This is a genomic window from Paenibacillus lutrae (assembly GCF_009757775.1).
Taxonomy (GTDB): Bacteria; Bacillota; Bacilli; order Paenibacillales; family NBRC-103111; genus Paenibacillus_F; species Paenibacillus_F lutrae.
This window is the reverse complement of the sequence record NZ_RHLK01000007.1, coordinates 60,276-75,687: the sequence shown is the minus strand read 5'-3', so window position 1 is coordinate 75,687 and position 15,412 is coordinate 60,276. Positions and strand designations below refer to the sequence as shown.

Genomic DNA, 15,412 nt, shown 5'->3' with positions numbered 1-15,412 from the left:
CGGCAGACACGATACAACACAAGGTACAACGCACATGGTACGGCAGACACGATACAACACACGGTACAACGCACATGGTACAGCAGACACGATACAACACACGGTACATCGCATGATACAACACATGATATAACACATGATTAAACACACACGATACAACAAACACACATGGTACGGCACACACGATTCATTACACGGTACATCGCACGATACAACACACATGATTCAACACACATGATTCAACACACAATACAACACACACGTTACATCACACGAAACATCACAGGAAACATCACAGGAAACATCACACGAAACACCACAGGAAACATCACACGAAACATCACACAATACAACACATGATACAGCACACCCGGTACGGCACACACGATTTATTACACGGTCATCGCACGATACAACACGCATCCAGCCTTTTTCGATCACTTGTCATTTTTTGTCCTTGTAGAGTGGACAAATTAAGAAAATGTCTTTACAAAGGTGGACATAACACAGGTATACTCTTCCCCGGGTAAAGCACTCACAGGAGACATTCACCTGATAAGGTGTAAAAATAACCTTTCCACGAAAGGAAAGGCTGGAGTCAATGATTCAGTTTCAGCATATACCTTAGCGTGTTGCCGACCCTTTTTACTGGGTCCGTTTGCGTAAGAACTTGGCTACCGGATGGACACCTTGTACTCGCGAAGCCAGGTATCCACCTGGATTAAATAAGCGAACATTTGAGGCCCCGACATCAGCTGGCCGAACCAGGGGAACTCGGCGGATTCGGCTCCCGGAGCCGCCATTGCCCGTAATTTCTCAGCATCTACGAAAGGGAGAAGAGGGGAACTGGAATCGCTGAGAATATCAAGAGCCCGCTGCTTGACCGCTGCCGAGTAGCTCGGATTGTGGGTTTTGGGGTATGGACTCTTCTTGCGGGTGAGCACATCTTCCGGAAGCACGCCGGCCAGCGCTTTGCGCAGAATACCTTTCTCGCGTTCTCCGGCTGTTTTAATGTCCCATGGAATGTTCCATACATACTCCACCAGCCTGTGATCGCAGAAGGGCACGCGGACTTCAAGTCCGACGGCCATGCTCATCCGGTCTTTGCGGTCAAGCAGGGTCGGCATGAAACGCGTAATGTTCAGATACGACATTTCGCGCATCCTATTCTCCTGCTGCGTCTCGCCAGCCTGCCGGGGCACCTCGGAGAGTGCCTGCTCATACCGGCTGCGCACATACTCTAAGGGCTTGATCCAGTCGGCGAAGTCCCTCGCCAGAATGCCCGCACGCTGAGGCAGTGACAGTGACCAGGGGAAGGTGTTCGCATTTAGAGCATCTTCGCGATGGAACCAGGGATACCCGCCGAAGATTTCATCGGCCGCTTCGCCGGATAGGGCTACCGTCGCATTGTTCTTAATTTCGCGGCAGAACAGGTACAGGGAACCGTCGACATCGGCCATGCCCGGCATATCACGGGCGAGTACGACCGACCGGAGTGATTCTACGAGCTCAGGCGTATCGAATTCGACATAGTGATGCTCCGTACCGAGATAATCGGACATGCGTTTGATCCACGGTGCGTCGGAATTCGGCTGGAACGCATTTTCTTTGAAATGCTTATCGTTATCCGCATAATCCACGGAATACGTATCCAGCGTGCCTTTGCCGCTGTCCCGGTAATGGTTGGCGGCCAGCGTGGTCAAGGCGCTGGAATCAAGCCCTCCGGATAGCAGGGTGCACACGGGAACGTCGGAGACGAGCTGGCGCCGGGCCGTATCCGTAAGCAGCTCCCGGATATGGACGGCCGTTTCCTCTACGCTTTCCGTGTGAGGACGGTTCTCCAGCTTCCAGTATGGCCGGACGGTCAGTCCGCTGCGGTCATACACCATATAATGGCCGGGCTTAAGCTCCGCCAGATTCCGGTAGATCCCGTGACCGGGCGTTCGTGCAGGTCCGATTGCAAACACTTCGGCGAGGCCTTCCGCGCCGACTTCGGCCTTCATATCGGGGTGGGCGAGAATGGCCTTCGGCTCAGAGCCGAACAGGAACACGCCGTTCAGCAGGCTGTAGAAGAGCGGCTTCACCCCCAGGCGGTCCCGGGCAAGAAACAGCGTCTGCTCCTGCTGGTCCCAGGCCGCAAACGCAAAAATGCCGTTCAGCCGGTCGACACAGCTGCGGCCCCACTCAACGAACGAGGCGAGCAGTACTTCGGTGTCACACGTGCTGCTGAATCTATGTCCCCGGTGTTCGAGTTCTTTGCGCAGCTCCACTGCGTTATACAGCTCTCCGTTGTAGACGATCGAATAGAGACGGTCGCCGTCTCTGCGGATCATAGGTTGCGCCCCGTTCTGGGGATCCATTACGCTGAGCCGGCGGTGGCCGAATGCACAGTGATGGGAAATCCAGGTGCCGGAAGCATCAGGTCCGCGATGCGTAAGAGTTTCTGTCATATTTTCGAGAATGGATGAGGAAGTGGTTAAGTCTTTACGCCAATCTATCCATCCTGTTATTCCGCACATGGAGTTCACCCTTTCGGTATACATTTCTAGGCAAGCGGGAGAAGAACGTTTATTGCGATGATTAAAGGGTATGCGGAGACAGAGCTGAAAATGTCTGTCCATCTGAACTCAGGAGCCTGGAAGATGGGATGGCTTAATCCGGTTTTGTTTCTTCGGAAATTTTGTTACAATAGGGGCTAGATAGAACGTATCCCTCTTCAAGCGTGAGCGGGAAATTATGTTAAAGGTGGACTGTTATTGATGAAACGTAGATACTCCCGGGCGCAGACCGATTATTTGGCGGCCAAGGAACACTTCCTTGCAGCAAGTCAGCAGGCTGATAAGAAATTAAACGATATGAGACAAAACGGTGCGGAAATCGGTCAGAAAGAAATGGAAGATGCGATTGAGCGCAGCGGTTTCCATAAAGCTTTCAATGAACTTCGTCAGGCGGAGAACCGTTTGATCGAATGGAGCCATTTCTCGATTAAGAATGAAGGCGAATTCAAGAACAATAAGGCCGCTTTTGAGAAGCTCTATCAAGAAGTGAAGACGAAGCCGGAATCGCGTGCCGTGCTGGTTGATATGGCTATGAGACTGGAAGCAATCGAATAATGCACTTATTTTTATCTGGGAAGGGCCCTTTCGCGGGCTCTTTTTTTCTGTGACAAAGGAATTCAAATCGAGCCTATAGGGGCATACTAAGACGGCTTCACTTACATTATATGCCGAGGAGGCGTGCGAAGATGGACAGTCATTTTATCTCCAAATTGCATGATACTCAGCTGAAAGCACAGCGCAATCAGAGGACCCATGGCAAGAAGCACCCGGAGAAAAGGCTCCCGAACAAACAGCATTGATTAAAACCAAGCGCGGTTTGAACAGGCTGGCTGCCGCAAAGCAGCCGGAGTAAGGACTCTTGGAATCCGGGCGGAGGTGATAAACATGGCGAAGGTTAAACAGACCAAAGGCAAAAAGTACGAGGTCAACGCGGAATTTGCCGAAGAGATGGAAGCCAAAAACGTCAAGCATGCAGCCCAGAACAATCCCAGTCAAGGGGTAGGAAAATAATGGTGAAGAACGAAGAAAGCCTGCTGCGTTTGCAGCGGGTTTTTTTGTGCGCGTGAAAATGGATATAGGCATATCAAGATGTAGTGTTGCGTAGTTAAGAAGCCGTATAAGCGGGAAACAGGGGGTTTTTACTTGAAAATGGAATGAAATGAAGGAAAAAAGCTATATAAGAGCTAATATCCAATTCAAAAAATAAATAAAGGAAAATTTCACCGGATAATATTGACAACCTGAAAGCGTATACATATACTAGGTTTAATTAGTTTGTTAGTCATTCTAACTAAGTAAGGCGGTGGTAGGCTTGTGAACGGCAAAGGAAAAACCGGCAATACGAAGCTGGTTAAACAGATGAATCGCGAAGGTATTCTGTATCAGCTGCGCCAGCACCCCCGCTTGTCGAGGGCTGAACTGTCGGTGCGTACAAAGCTCAGCAGGCCTTGTGTTTCATCGCTTGTGGATGAAATGATTCATGAAGGTCTGATTCATGAGGTGGGAGCGGGAGAGTCCAAGGGCGGACGTAAGCCGATTCTCCTTGAATATAATGTGCAGGCTTATACGGTTGTAGGCGCCGTGTTTGAAGGCAGTGAACTGGAAATGGCAATCGCCGATCTGAAGGGAGAGCTTTTGCATAGCGTGCATTCCCGCCTGAACCAGCCGGTTAACGGGGACTCCGCTCTGAGAGCGCTGGAGTTTAACCTGGATAAACTTTTGAAAAAAAGCGGTTTTGACCGGGACCGGGTCATAGGAATGGGCGTCGGACTGCCAGGGATTACGCAGAAGCGAAGCGGTACGGTGAGTTATGCTCCGAGTACAGGATGGATGAATCTGCCGGTCGGACGAGAAATTGAAGAGCGGCTGGGCATTCCCGTCATTCTGGATAACGACGTCAACATGATGACGCTCGGCGAGTTCTACGGCGGAGCAGGCTCCGGAGTTTCCAGTCTGGTGTATATGTATGTCGGAACCGGCATCGGTGCCGGTATTATCATCGACAAGCAGTTCTACAGGGGCAGCAAGGAGGCAGCCGGTGAAATCGGCTATATGCTGATCGGCAGCCAGCGCAGCCGTAAGCAGGACGGCTTCGGCTTATTCGAGAAAAATTACTCCGCAGCCGGGATTTGTGAGAAAGCCGCAGCACTAGGGCTGGTATTAGATGCGGAGCGCAGTGTTCTGCAGCAGTTGTACCAGCTGGATTTAAAGGGCAGCGAAGAGGCGCGGACGCTTCTCGAAGATGTCTATAGCAGCTGGGCTTCGGGTATAGCCAATACCGTCAGCGTACTCGACCCCGAGCTGCTCATTCTGAGCGGTGAAATGGTCAATCTGAGCGAGGAAGGTTTGCAGCGGATCCAACAGCTGCTAACCGAGTGGGTACCGGTTGTGCCCGAGATCCGGCTTGCCTTTCTAAGGAAGCGGGCCGGTTTGCTAGGCGCGGTTCACAGCGTGCTGGAAGCGTTTCCTTCTGCCCAGCCAGGCAGGTCGAACTGACTAACTGGAGCGGATTAAACGATATATTTTAGATTAGGGGGAGTTCAAGTGAAAAAGAAGTTGACCAAGTGGACCAGTTTAACCCTGATTGCGGCAATGGCTTTGGGATTATCGGCTTGCGGAGGCGGCGATACTAAGCCCGCAGCGGAAGGCGGCAGCGGGGCAGATGCAGGCGGATCTAAGAAACTCGTGATTTACACGGCCCGTGACAAGAACGTGGTGGATGAAATTCTGCCGAGATTCAAAGAGAAAAACCCGGGCATCGAAGTCGAAGTGATGACGATGGGAGCCCAGCAGGTGCTGGAGCGTATCCGCGGTGAGAAAACGAATCCCCAGGCAGACTTCTGGTGGGGAGGCACCCAGTCTTCTTTTATAACGGGGGCTGAAGAAGGGCTTCTGGAGACCTACAAGCCGACTTTCGCGGCAAATGTGGCGGCGGAGAACAAAGATGCCCAGGACCGCTGGTACGGGGAAATGCTTCTGCCGGAAGTCATTATGTACAACTCTCAAGCACTCAAGAAAGAAGATGCTCCTAAAGACTGGGATGAACTTCTGGATCCCAAATATAAAGATAAGCTGCTGATCCGCGGCGTGCTTGCGTCCGGTACGATGCGCACCATTTATTCTTCGATGATTTATCGTCAGGACCCGGCCGACCCTCAGAAAGGGTATGACTGGCTGAAGAAGCTGGATGCGAATACGAAAGAGTATACTCAAGACCCGACCAACCTTTATCTGAAACTGGCCCGTCAGGAAGGCACTTTGTCCCTGTGGAACTTACAGGATATTCTGATTCAAAAGGAAATGAAAAAACAGCCGTTTGACTATATTTATCCGGCCAGCGGCGCACCTATTCTAGTGGATGCCGTCGGGATCGTCAAAGGCGCCAAGAATATGGAGAACGCTAAGAAATTCTATGAGTTCCTGTTCGATAAAGACGAGCTGAAAAAGAAATCCGAGTCGTTGTTCCAGATCCCGACCCGGACGGATATTAACAAGGATGAGTTCCCGGCTTGGCTGAAAGGATTGGACACCAAACCGCTTCAGCTGGACTGGAAGGTTCTCGCTTCGAAAGAAAAAGAATGGATGCAGTATTGGGATGAGAACATCAAGGGGAAAAACAAGAAGTAAGCAAGCTTAAGCGGGTAGCATGAAAAACCGTCTTGGCACATAAGTAAAAGGTTTACGAGCGAATCGGGTGGGACAGCACCACCCGATCCTCTTTAAACCAAGTTTACAGATAAGTTTAGTATTATTAATTATATTAAATACTTTTAACTAAGTGACGGATAGCAGTAAAGGCTTAATTTTGGGGAGGGATTCCATTGATAGAAGTCAGGCTGGATAAAGTCAGCAAGCAATTTGGCGGAGCACGCGGAGTAGAAAATGTCGATATCCACATTAAACCCGGTGAATTCTTCACCTTTCTCGGACCGAGTGGCTGCGGCAAAACGACCACGCTGCGAATGATCGCCGGATTCTACTATCCGACGGAGGGACGCATTATGTTCGGTGAGAATAACGTGACGTTTACGCCTCCGAACAAGCGCAACACCGGAATGGTGTTCCAGAATTACGCTTTATTCCCGCATATGACGGTCTCTGAGAATATTGCTTTCGGTCTCCAAGTCCGCAAACAGTCCAAAGCGGAAATCAGAGAGAAGGTAGCGCGCGCCCAGAAGCTCGTTCATCTGGACGGCTACGGCGACCGCCGGATCGATCAGTTGTCCGGCGGACAGCAGCAGCGCGTTGCGCTGGCACGCGCTTTGGTGATCGAACCGAATATTCTCCTCCTGGATGAACCGCTGTCGAATCTGGATGCCAAACTGAGGGAAGAAACGCGCTTAGAGATTAAGCGCCTGCAGCTCGAACTCGGCATAACCACGATCTACGTTACACATGACCAGGCGGAAGCCATGTCGATGTCCGACCGGATTATGGTCATGAAGGATGGCGTCGTACAGCAGGTCGGCACGCCTCATGATATTTACAACAAGCCGCTCAACCGCTTCGTTGCTTCTTTTATCGGTGAATCGAACCTGTGGGAAGGAACGGTCGAGCGTGTCGAAGGCGGCACCGTCCACGTCCGCACCGGCTCTGGAAGTCTGGTTACAGGCTTCGCGGAGAATGCATCGCCGGAGTGCCGTCTGTCCGTGGGAGGTCAGGTGACGGTGTCTGTCCGGCCTGAATCGATCCGCGAAGCACGGGCCGAAGAACGGGGACAAGAGAATGTCTTGGCCGCCAAGGTAGTCATGTCCGAATTTACGGGCGTCAGCGTCAATTATGTCGCGCAGATTGGCAGTATGCCGATCAAAGCGATGTTTATCGGGCCGGGTCAGCGTATGCGAGGCCGGGATGAAGATATTCTGTTTGCGATTCCGAAGGAAAGCGTCTATTTCGTAGAGTAAAGGAGGATGAGCTGTGCAAACGAATAAGCAGACTAAACGGCCGCCGGTCATCCGTCCGAACAGCCGGTGGACATCCATGACAACGTCACCGAAATTTGTTTACGTCCTCATTGCACCTTTATTTCTGATTCTGCTTGCTTATGTCATTTATCCGTTCTTCCAGACTTTCCTGCAGAGTGTGAAAATGGAAGGGATCTTCTCTGTCAAAAATTATGCCAGGTTTTTCAGTCTGGAGCATACCTCTAATCTGGAAGCCTTATGGAACAGTGTGTACATTTCGATCTTGAGTGTAATTTCCTGCGGTATCGTAGGAGTTACGATGGCGTTCCTGCTGGAGCGGTACGAGTTTCCCGGACGCAAAATTTTGTCCGTGCTGGCTATCGTTCCTATGGCACTGCCTCCGCTGATTGGCGTTTTGTCCTTTTCCTTCTTGTATGGAGACAGCGGGATCTTCCCCCGGGCGCTGCAGAAGCTGTTCGAGCTGGATCATGCGCCTTTTGCCCTGAAAGGAATATGGGGTGTTATTGTGGTTCACACGTTCACGATGTACACCTATTTCTATATGACGGCATCCTCGGCGATCAAAGGACTGGACCCTTCGCTGGAAGAAGCGGCCGCTAATCTCGGAGCGGGAAGAATCCTCATCTGGAGGAGAGTCATTCTGCCGATGCTGACCCCGGCGATCATTGCGGCTTCCCTGCTGGTGTTCATGATCTCGATGGCTTCGTATACGGCGCCGCTGGTCTTCGGAATTGACCGGACGATGACCATGCAGATCTATTTGTCCCGGACAAACGGCGATCTGGATATGGCGGCGACCCAATCTACGCTGCTGTCGATCGTGTCGATCGTGTTCCTTATCGCGATGCGCTGGTATCAGAATGCGCGTAATTATCAGAACATGAGCAAAGGCGTCAGCGTTCACCGGACGGAGGTCAAAAGCAAGGCCGGTAAATACACGACCATGGTGCTTTCTTTCATCGCTACGATTGTTCTGATGCTGCCGATTCTCGTTATCGTGCTGCTCTCCTTCTCGGAGGACAGCACCTGGACGGTCCAGGTCCTGCCGCCTGAATATACATTCCAGCACTATATCGATTTGTTTACGGATAAGAAAACATGGCGCCCGATTGTAAACAGCTTCCAGATGAGCATCGTGGCCACGATTGGGAACCTTCTCTTCGGTGTTGCTGCGGCTTACGCCATGGTACGCATGAAATTCAAAGGTAAAACGATGCTGGACATCCTGATTATGCTTCCGTGGGCACTGCCCGGTACAGTCGTCGCGGTGAATCTGATCACCGCGTTCAGCGAACCGAACGTGTTCTCGTTCAATCAGGTGCTGATCGGCAGCTTCTGGATTCTGCCGCTCGCCTATTTCGTCCGTCATCTGCCGCTGATTTTCCGGTCGACTTCCTCGACCCTGATGCAGATGGACAGTTCCGTTGAGGAGGCGGCGCGTAACCTTGGCGCCTCCTGGTGGTACAGCTTCCGGCGGATCGTCTTTCCGATGGCACTCAGCGGCATCCTGGCAGGTACGCTGCTGGCTCTGGTGGAAGGGCTGGGGGAATTCGTCGCTTCCATTCTTTTGTACACGAGTAACACGACACCAATGTCGGTTGAAATATTCCAGCGGATGTACGCTTTTGAATTCGGTACAGCTTGCGCTTACGGCGTCCTGCAGATTGTGATGATTATTCTCGTTCTCTTTGTTTCCCGGAAGCTGACCGGCGGCAATGCCGGATCGGCGATCTGACCCACGCCTACCGTTCATTATCGGGGCGGGCGTCATGTTCATACGGGACGAACGCCTGCCCCGATGCTGATAAAGGCAGGAGAGGATTCTATTCCTGCCGCCACTTTTGCGTCAAGGAGGAGAAGCGATTGAATCGAACAAATGCAAGCAGATGGATGAAGAAATGGGTGACAGCAGTAGTCTCTGTGACGGTTGTAGGAACACTTGCCGTGCCGGCGCTCCCGCAACCCGCAGCAGCCGACAGGGGAGTCGTCGACCTGTGGAAATCGATCAAGCCGCTTACCACAGTCGCCAGTGCCATGAATACGGGGGCGCACCCCGATGACGAGCACAGTGCTGCACTTGCGTATGTCTCTCTCGGACAGGGTGTAGACACCTACAGTGTCATCGCCAACCGCGGAGAAGGCGGGCAGAACGAAATCGGCAGCGAACTCGGCAATGCACTGGGCATCATACGTACCCGCGAACTGCAGGAAGCCTCCAAGATTACGAATGTTACCTTAGCGAATCTCAGCACCAAGCTTGACGATGCGATTTATGATTTCGGTTTCTCCAAAAGTCCTGAAGAAACGCTTAAGAAATGGGGCGAAACGACCGCGTATCAGCGGTTGATCCGTGAAATCCGTGAGAAGAGGCCGGACGTGCTCATCCCGGCATTCCTGAACGAAGAGTCTACCCACGGCCATCACCGGGCTATCAACGTACTGACCGTCCGAGCGTTTAAAGATGCGGGCAATCCGGCTATTTTTCCGGAGCAATTGAAAGAAGGGCTGGCAGTCTGGCAGCCGAAGAAGCTGTATTTGCCCGCCAACGATAAAGACTACAGCGTAGCTCTGCCGACAGGCGACTACAGTGAAATCTATGGCGCATCTTATGTGCAGCTGGGTGAAGAGTCCCGCTTTATGCATAAGAGCCAGGGAATGGGGCGCCATGTAGATGAAGGCCCCAAAGACGCTTACTATAAGCTGGCCGGCTTAAATGGAGCGGAGAGCAGCAAGGAAGCCCAATCGGAATCCTTCTTCAAAGGCATTTCCTTTACCTTTGCGGATTTGGCTCAGGAGCTGGATACCAAAGGCAAAGACAACAAAATCGTAAAGGACCTCAAAGCACTCCAGAAGGATGCGGATGAAGTCGTCGCGGCCTATCCGAACTTCGTCAAAGTAGCCCGTGAGGTTCATGAAATGAAAGCGGATGTAAGAGCGGCTATCGGTAATGTGCAGAAGTCTTCGCTCGAAGCTTCCGTCAAAACGGATCTGCTCCACAGATTGAGCGTCAAGACGGGACAACTGGATAAAGCCAGCCAGGAAGCGTCTTCCGTTACCGTAAAGGTCAAACCCGAGACCGGAGAACTGGTTGCCGGACAGAAGGTGAAAGTAGCCGTAACCGCGCACAGCGGCGGCCGTGTAGGCCTGTCGGATCTTGCACTCAAACTGAATGTTCCGGATGGATGGACAGCTAAACCTGCCGGAGAAGTCACCTTTAAAAAGCTGGGCTACAACGAAACCGCCAAGGCGGAATATGAAGTAACGGTTCCGGCTAAATCCGCTGACTTCAATCCGTATGCCCCGCCGCTCCTCAGCGCTGACGTTACATACACAGCCTATGGCACTCAGGCAGCGGTACATGCGTCTGCGGATAATGCCGTTGCGGTTCTTCCGGCAACATCCTTGACTTTGAGCCCGGAAGCGGCTGTGTTTAACACTCTTAAGCCTGAAGAGGCCGTCTCAGTCAAAGTAACCGCGCGCAGCTATGCTCCCGGAGCATCGAAAACAACGGTTTCGCTCCAAGCTCCCGAGGGCTGGACGGTCGAGCCTGCTTCCCGGGAAGTAAGCTTTGCGGCCAAGAATGAAACGAAAGCGATTGAATTCAGCGTTAAAGCGCCTAAAACCGTGAAACCCGGCAAAGTTAACATTGCTGCGGTTGCCAAGGAGAACGGGACCGATAGCAGCCGTACCGTCCAGGTAATCACGTATCCGCATCTTGGCACGACTTATTATGTGAAACCGGCGAACCTCGCCATCGAAGCTTTTGACCTCAATGTGGCCAAAGATCTTAAAGTCGGTTATGTATCAAGCGGCTTTGATAACATTGATGCCGTGCTGCGCCAGGTGGGCATTAACGTAACGAATCTTGATGCCAAAGCCATCCAATTCGGAGACCTGTCGCAGTACGACACGATAGTTCTGGGCATCCGGGCGTATGCATTCCGGCCGGAGTTGATTCCAAGCAATCAGCGCCTGCTCGATTACGCGAAGAATGGCGGGAATCTGGTTGTGCAGTACCACAAGCCGGAGGATAAATGGTCGCCGGATCTGGCACCGTATCCGATCAAGATCGGCACCCCGCTTATCCAGTGGAGGGTGACCGACGAGAATTCCAAGGTCACGATGCTCGCGCCGGAACATCCTATTTTCAACACGCCGAACAAAATTACGGATGCCGACTGGCAGAACTGGATTCAGGACCGTTCGGCTTACAATCCGGCTGAATGGGGCAAGGAGTATACCGAACTCATCTCTAACGGAGATCCGGGTGAGAAAGAATTTACAGGCACGTTCCTGTCCGCGAATTACGGCAAAGGGACGTACACGTACAGCTCGCTCGTCTGGTATCGTGAAATGCCGAGTCTGGTTCCGGGCTCCATCCGGATGTTCGTCAACATGATCAGCTTGAAGCAGTAAGACTGTCCCGCAGATTCAGCGGGTTTGGAGTATCTATTTTGGAATCTTTATTATAGAAGGAAAAAATCAGAACGGGAGGATCTTCCGATCCTCCTTTCTAGTCTAAAAAGAGGTGAGGGTCATGCTGGCCGGAGAAGTACATGGACGCGATGCGAAGAAGCAGTTCGGGGAAGCGGCATTTGCCGTCGTCCCGTTCGGAAGCCTGGAATACCACGGGCCGCACTCTCCGCTTGGCACAGATCTTTATCTGGCACAGGGCTTTGCCCAAAGGATTGATCCGAGTCTAAAACCGCTTATATATCCGGCAGTGCCTTACAGCGCATGTCCGGGCAAGACCAGCTCCTATCCGGGAACCATCACCATCGATCTTCCGGTTTTTCACCGGTATCTGGAGGCTGTGCTGGACGGTATATGCCGCTGTGGAATTCAACGGATTGTACTCCTGAACGCCCATGACGGCAATATGGGTGCCGCCCGTACTGCTGCGGAACAAGTAACGGCCCGCTGGAAAGATGCAAGCTTTCTCCTGATCAACTGGTGGCAGATGGCTGCCGTGGATGCTCCGGAAAAGCTCGGATTTTTTCAAGGGACTACAGGAAGAGGTCATGGAGGCCCCTATGAAATGTCCGCTCTCAAAGCTTTGCGCCCCGATCTGGTAGAAGTCCGCAAGGGAGATCGTGAACTTACCCCGCCGGATGCTTTGTCCGAGTTGCCCTATGTTCTGGTAGAAGGAACCCCCCGGGGCTGGGACGGCTATACGGGAAATATTCAACAGATCTCGCTGGAGACCGGGGAATGGATTGCCGCAGAGGTGACAGCGAATATGAACAGGCTCATTGCAAGCTGGCTGTCCAGTCAAGATATAACGGAGTCAGGAGATTCTTAGAAAAAAATCATATGGGAGGATGGACAACATGAGAAGCCGTGACCAGATTTTACAGGAGGAAGGCGGTCTATTTCCGGGCCTTACCTATACAGAGGCGGTACTGAAACCGGCTTTTAATGAAGCGAAAACAAGCTTGCTCCCGCCGATGATGGCGATCAACAAAGCACATCTCATCATGCTCAAGGATCAGGGACTTGTTACCAGTGAACAAGCCAAGCAAATAGGGAGTGCGATCCGCGGACTGGATTTGGAGAAACTCCGCCAGTGTGAATACACCGGGCAGTTTGAGGATTTATTTTTCCAGGTGGAAAGTGAATTGCTGGAAGCGGCTGGAGACATTGCTGGGAATTTACATCTGGCCCGCAGCCGTAACGATATGGGAATAGCCATCTACCGGATCGTGCTCCGGGAGAAGCTTCAGACAACGATCCGGGGAGGTCTGGCGCTCAAAAGCCAACTGCTGACATTTGCCGAGGAGCATGCGGACACACTGATGATCGGCTATACGCACACCCAGCAGGCGCAGCCGACCACACTGGCCCACTATATCATGGCCGTAGCTGATTCGCTGGACCGCGATATCCGCCGCCTGCAGGCGGCTTACGCGAACTGCAACCGCAGCAGCATGGGAGCGGCGGCGCTGACGACATCGGGATTCAAGATATCCCGCGAGAGAATACAGGAACTGCTCGGCTTTGACGAGCTGGTGTATAATTCCTATGACGCCATCGGAGGTGCCGATTACGTCGGTGAAATCGCAGCAGCCGTGCAGCTTGCGGGGATTAACCTCGGGCGCGCTTCGCAGGATTTCCTCCTGTGGTGCACACAGGAGTTCGGCGTGCTGCGGGTAGCCGATCCCTACGTGCAAATCTCCTCGATCATGCCGCAAAAGCGCAATCCGGTATCTTTTGAACACATGCGCTCGCTCCTGTCCAGCTGCGTAGGAAATACGCAGACAGTGCTCACGATGATGCACAATACTCCGTTCGGAGATATCGTGGATACCGAAGATGACATGCAGCCTTATGCCTGGAAGGCGCTGGCCGTACTGGATCAAATGTACCGTCTCCTATCCTGCGTCATCGGTACACTCGATGTGAATAAAGAAGTGCTGCGCAAGCGGACAGAAGCCAGCTTCGCTACCGTTACGGAGCTGGCCGATACGCTCGTCCGCACCGATCAGCTCTCGTTCCGCAAATCGCACCACATCGTCAGCGGTGTTGTGAAGCGTGCGCTGGCCGAAGGACTTGCTGCCAACGAAATCCCTCTGGAGCTGGTGAACGAGGTAGCTCTGGAAGTTATCGGGCGCAAGCTGCTGATTACTCCTGAAGAATTCCGTAGTTCACTGGACCCTGTTTACTTCGTGAATATCCGCACCCTGCCGGGTGGTCCGGCTCCGGAAGAGATCCGCCGCACGATAGCGGACCGCAGAGCGCGCCAGCACGAGCAGGAGACATGGTTGTCCGCTGCGCAGAAGCGGACAACGGGCGCACTTGCCAATCTGGACGCCGAGCTCGAAGGCTGGAGCGCGGGCCAATGACGGGGCCTGCGATTCCGCTGCTCGCCGTAGACGGCGGCGGGACGAAGTGTCTGGCGGTTTTTACGGATGAGGAAGGGACCGTTATCGGAACCGGAAGATCAGGGTCGGTGAATTATCAGACGACCTCAGCAGAATCGGCTGCCAAGGAACTTGTACGGGCTATACATGCCGCGAGGCAGGAACTGCAATCCTCCGGGAAAGACGAATTGCAAGACGGGGTCGTGCAGGCGGGCACCCGGCAGACTGAAGGGGAGGGAGCCTCGGGCGCTCAGGGTAAACCGGCCAATCCGGCCGATCCGGCTGAGGAATTGCAGCCGCTTGAGGTCGCCTGCGCCGTATTCGGAATGGCAGGACTGGACACGGAGCATGATCGCGAGATGATTGAATCCTTCGTAAAGGAAGCTCTTGTGAAGGCAGGCATTACGGCCCGGCGGATCGTCATCGAGAATGACGGACTGGCTGCGCTGCTTGGAGCTACTGACGGCCGGCCCGGCATTCTGCTGATCGCCGGCACAGGCTCGATCGTATACGGGATTAACGATTACGGCAGGAGTGCCCGGGCAGGCGGATGGGGGTACCGCGTCGGAGACGAGGGCAGCGGCTACTGGATCGGCAAGCAGGCCCTTATTGCCGTGCTGAGGTCGCTTGACGGCCGCCAGGGGCCTACGGCGCTTACGGACGCGGTGATGCCCTTCCTGGGTCTTCGCAGTGAAGAAGAGCTGTACAACTGGGTGTATTCCGCCGAATACCGGGTGGATACAGTTGCCAGACTGGCCCGGCTGGTGAGCGAAGCCGAGCAGGAGGGAGATCCGGCGGCCCGGTCGATTCTGGAAGCCGGCGCGGAAGAATTGTTCCACGCCGCCCGAGCGGTCATCGAACGGCTGGATATGAGAGCAATACCTTTTACACTTATTCTTCAGGGAGGCGTCCTTCAGAATAACATGTTTATGCGCAGCAGATTGACGAACCAATTGCAGGATTTTGCCCCTTCATGTAATCTGGAAGAAGTCAAAAGAGAACCGATTTACGGCGTGATCACGCAGGGCCTCAGTCTGCTGCCGTAGCTCGGGAGATAGAAGGGTGGTTC

At 53.1% G+C, this 15,412-nt stretch carries 12 protein-coding genes; 11 read left to right on the top strand and 1 reads right to left on the bottom strand.

Going from position 1 to position 15,412, the window contains the following annotated elements:
• Positions 1-674 precede the first annotated feature (674 nt).
• A complete protein-coding gene (gene asnB / locus EDM21_RS13520; RefSeq protein ID WP_157336243.1) occupies positions 675-2,519 on the bottom strand; it encodes an asparagine synthase (glutamine-hydrolyzing) in 1,845 nt (614 codons plus the stop codon).
• Between the two features lie 240 nt (positions 2,520-2,759).
• Here asnB and EDM21_RS13515 point away from each other — a divergent pair, with 240 nt between their 5' ends.
• From EDM21_RS13515 to EDM21_RS13470, 11 genes are all read left to right on the top strand, one after another.
• Complete coding sequence (locus tag EDM21_RS13515; protein WP_157336241.1) at positions 2,760-3,113, top strand: hypothetical protein; 354 nt, start codon at positions 2,760-2,762, stop codon at positions 3,111-3,113.
• Positions 3,114-3,244: 131 nt separating this feature from the next.
• Positions 3,245-3,358 carry a DUF4023 family protein gene (locus tag EDM21_RS13510; RefSeq protein ID WP_084783497.1) on the top strand — a complete coding sequence of 38 codons (114 nt, stop codon included), beginning with the start codon at positions 3,245-3,247 and terminating at the stop codon, positions 3,356-3,358.
• 85 nt (positions 3,359-3,443) lie between these two features.
• The gene (locus tag EDM21_RS25250; protein ID WP_268893079.1) at positions 3,444-3,569 is read left to right on the top strand and encodes a hypothetical protein; all 126 of its coding nucleotides are present in this window, start codon (positions 3,444-3,446) and stop codon (positions 3,567-3,569) included.
• A 303-nt stretch (positions 3,570-3,872) separates the two neighbouring features.
• On the top strand, positions 3,873-5,054 hold the full coding sequence (locus tag EDM21_RS13505) for an ROK family protein (RefSeq protein WP_166542002.1): 1,182 nt from the start codon (positions 3,873-3,875) through the stop codon (positions 5,052-5,054).
• Positions 5,055-5,102: 48 nt separating this feature from the next.
• A complete protein-coding gene (locus EDM21_RS13500; protein ID WP_166542001.1) occupies positions 5,103-6,185 on the top strand; it encodes an extracellular solute-binding protein in 1,083 nt (360 codons plus the stop codon).
• Between the two features lie 194 nt (positions 6,186-6,379).
• Positions 6,380-7,462 (top strand): ABC transporter ATP-binding protein, encoded by a 1,083-nt coding sequence (locus EDM21_RS13495; protein WP_157336240.1) that lies wholly within the window; start codon positions 6,380-6,382, stop codon positions 7,460-7,462.
• Positions 7,463-7,538: 76 nt separating this feature from the next.
• Positions 7,539-9,218 (top strand): ABC transporter permease, encoded by a 1,680-nt coding sequence (locus EDM21_RS13490; protein WP_157336535.1) that lies wholly within the window; start codon positions 7,539-7,541, stop codon positions 9,216-9,218.
• 155 nt (positions 9,219-9,373) lie between these two features.
• Positions 9,374-11,899: a PIG-L family deacetylase gene (locus EDM21_RS13485; RefSeq protein ID WP_201280797.1), complete on the top strand. Its 2,526-nt coding sequence runs from the start codon at positions 9,374-9,376 to the stop codon at positions 11,897-11,899.
• A 121-nt stretch (positions 11,900-12,020) separates the two neighbouring features.
• Positions 12,021-12,785, top strand: coding sequence for a creatininase family protein (locus EDM21_RS13480; protein WP_157336238.1), 765 nt, complete (start codon positions 12,021-12,023; stop codon positions 12,783-12,785).
• Positions 12,786-12,813: 28 nt separating this feature from the next.
• The gene (gene argH, locus EDM21_RS13475; RefSeq protein ID WP_157336237.1) at positions 12,814-14,325 is read left to right on the top strand and encodes an argininosuccinate lyase; all 1,512 of its coding nucleotides are present in this window, start codon (positions 12,814-12,816) and stop codon (positions 14,323-14,325) included.
• Complete coding sequence (locus EDM21_RS13470; RefSeq protein ID WP_157336236.1) at positions 14,322-15,389, top strand: N-acetylglucosamine kinase; 1,068 nt, start codon at positions 14,322-14,324, stop codon at positions 15,387-15,389. The genes argH and EDM21_RS13470 overlap by 4 nt, the downstream gene beginning before the upstream one ends.
• The last annotated feature ends 23 nt before the right edge of the window (positions 15,390-15,412 follow it).

Coding starts and splice junctions, on each gene's coding strand:
- asnB (WP_157336243.1), bottom strand. CDS start 2,519: ATGTGCGGAATAACAGGATGGATAGATTGGCGTAAAGACTTAACCACT.
- EDM21_RS13515 (WP_157336241.1), top strand. CDS start 2,760: ATGAAACGTAGATACTCCCGGGCGCAGACCGATTATTTGGCGGCCAAG.
- EDM21_RS13510 (WP_084783497.1), top strand. CDS start 3,245: ATGGACAGTCATTTTATCTCCAAATTGCATGATACTCAGCTGAAAGCA.
- EDM21_RS25250 (WP_268893079.1), top strand. CDS start 3,444: ATGGCGAAGGTTAAACAGACCAAAGGCAAAAAGTACGAGGTCAACGCG.
- EDM21_RS13490 (WP_157336535.1), top strand. CDS start 7,539: ATGACAACGTCACCGAAATTTGTTTACGTCCTCATTGCACCTTTATTT.
- EDM21_RS13485 (WP_201280797.1), top strand. CDS start 9,374: ATGAAGAAATGGGTGACAGCAGTAGTCTCTGTGACGGTTGTAGGAACA.
- EDM21_RS13480 (WP_157336238.1), top strand. CDS start 12,021: ATGCTGGCCGGAGAAGTACATGGACGCGATGCGAAGAAGCAGTTCGGG.
- argH (WP_157336237.1), top strand. CDS start 12,814: ATGAGAAGCCGTGACCAGATTTTACAGGAGGAAGGCGGTCTATTTCCG.
- EDM21_RS13470 (WP_157336236.1), top strand. CDS start 14,322: ATGACGGGGCCTGCGATTCCGCTGCTCGCCGTAGACGGCGGCGGGACG.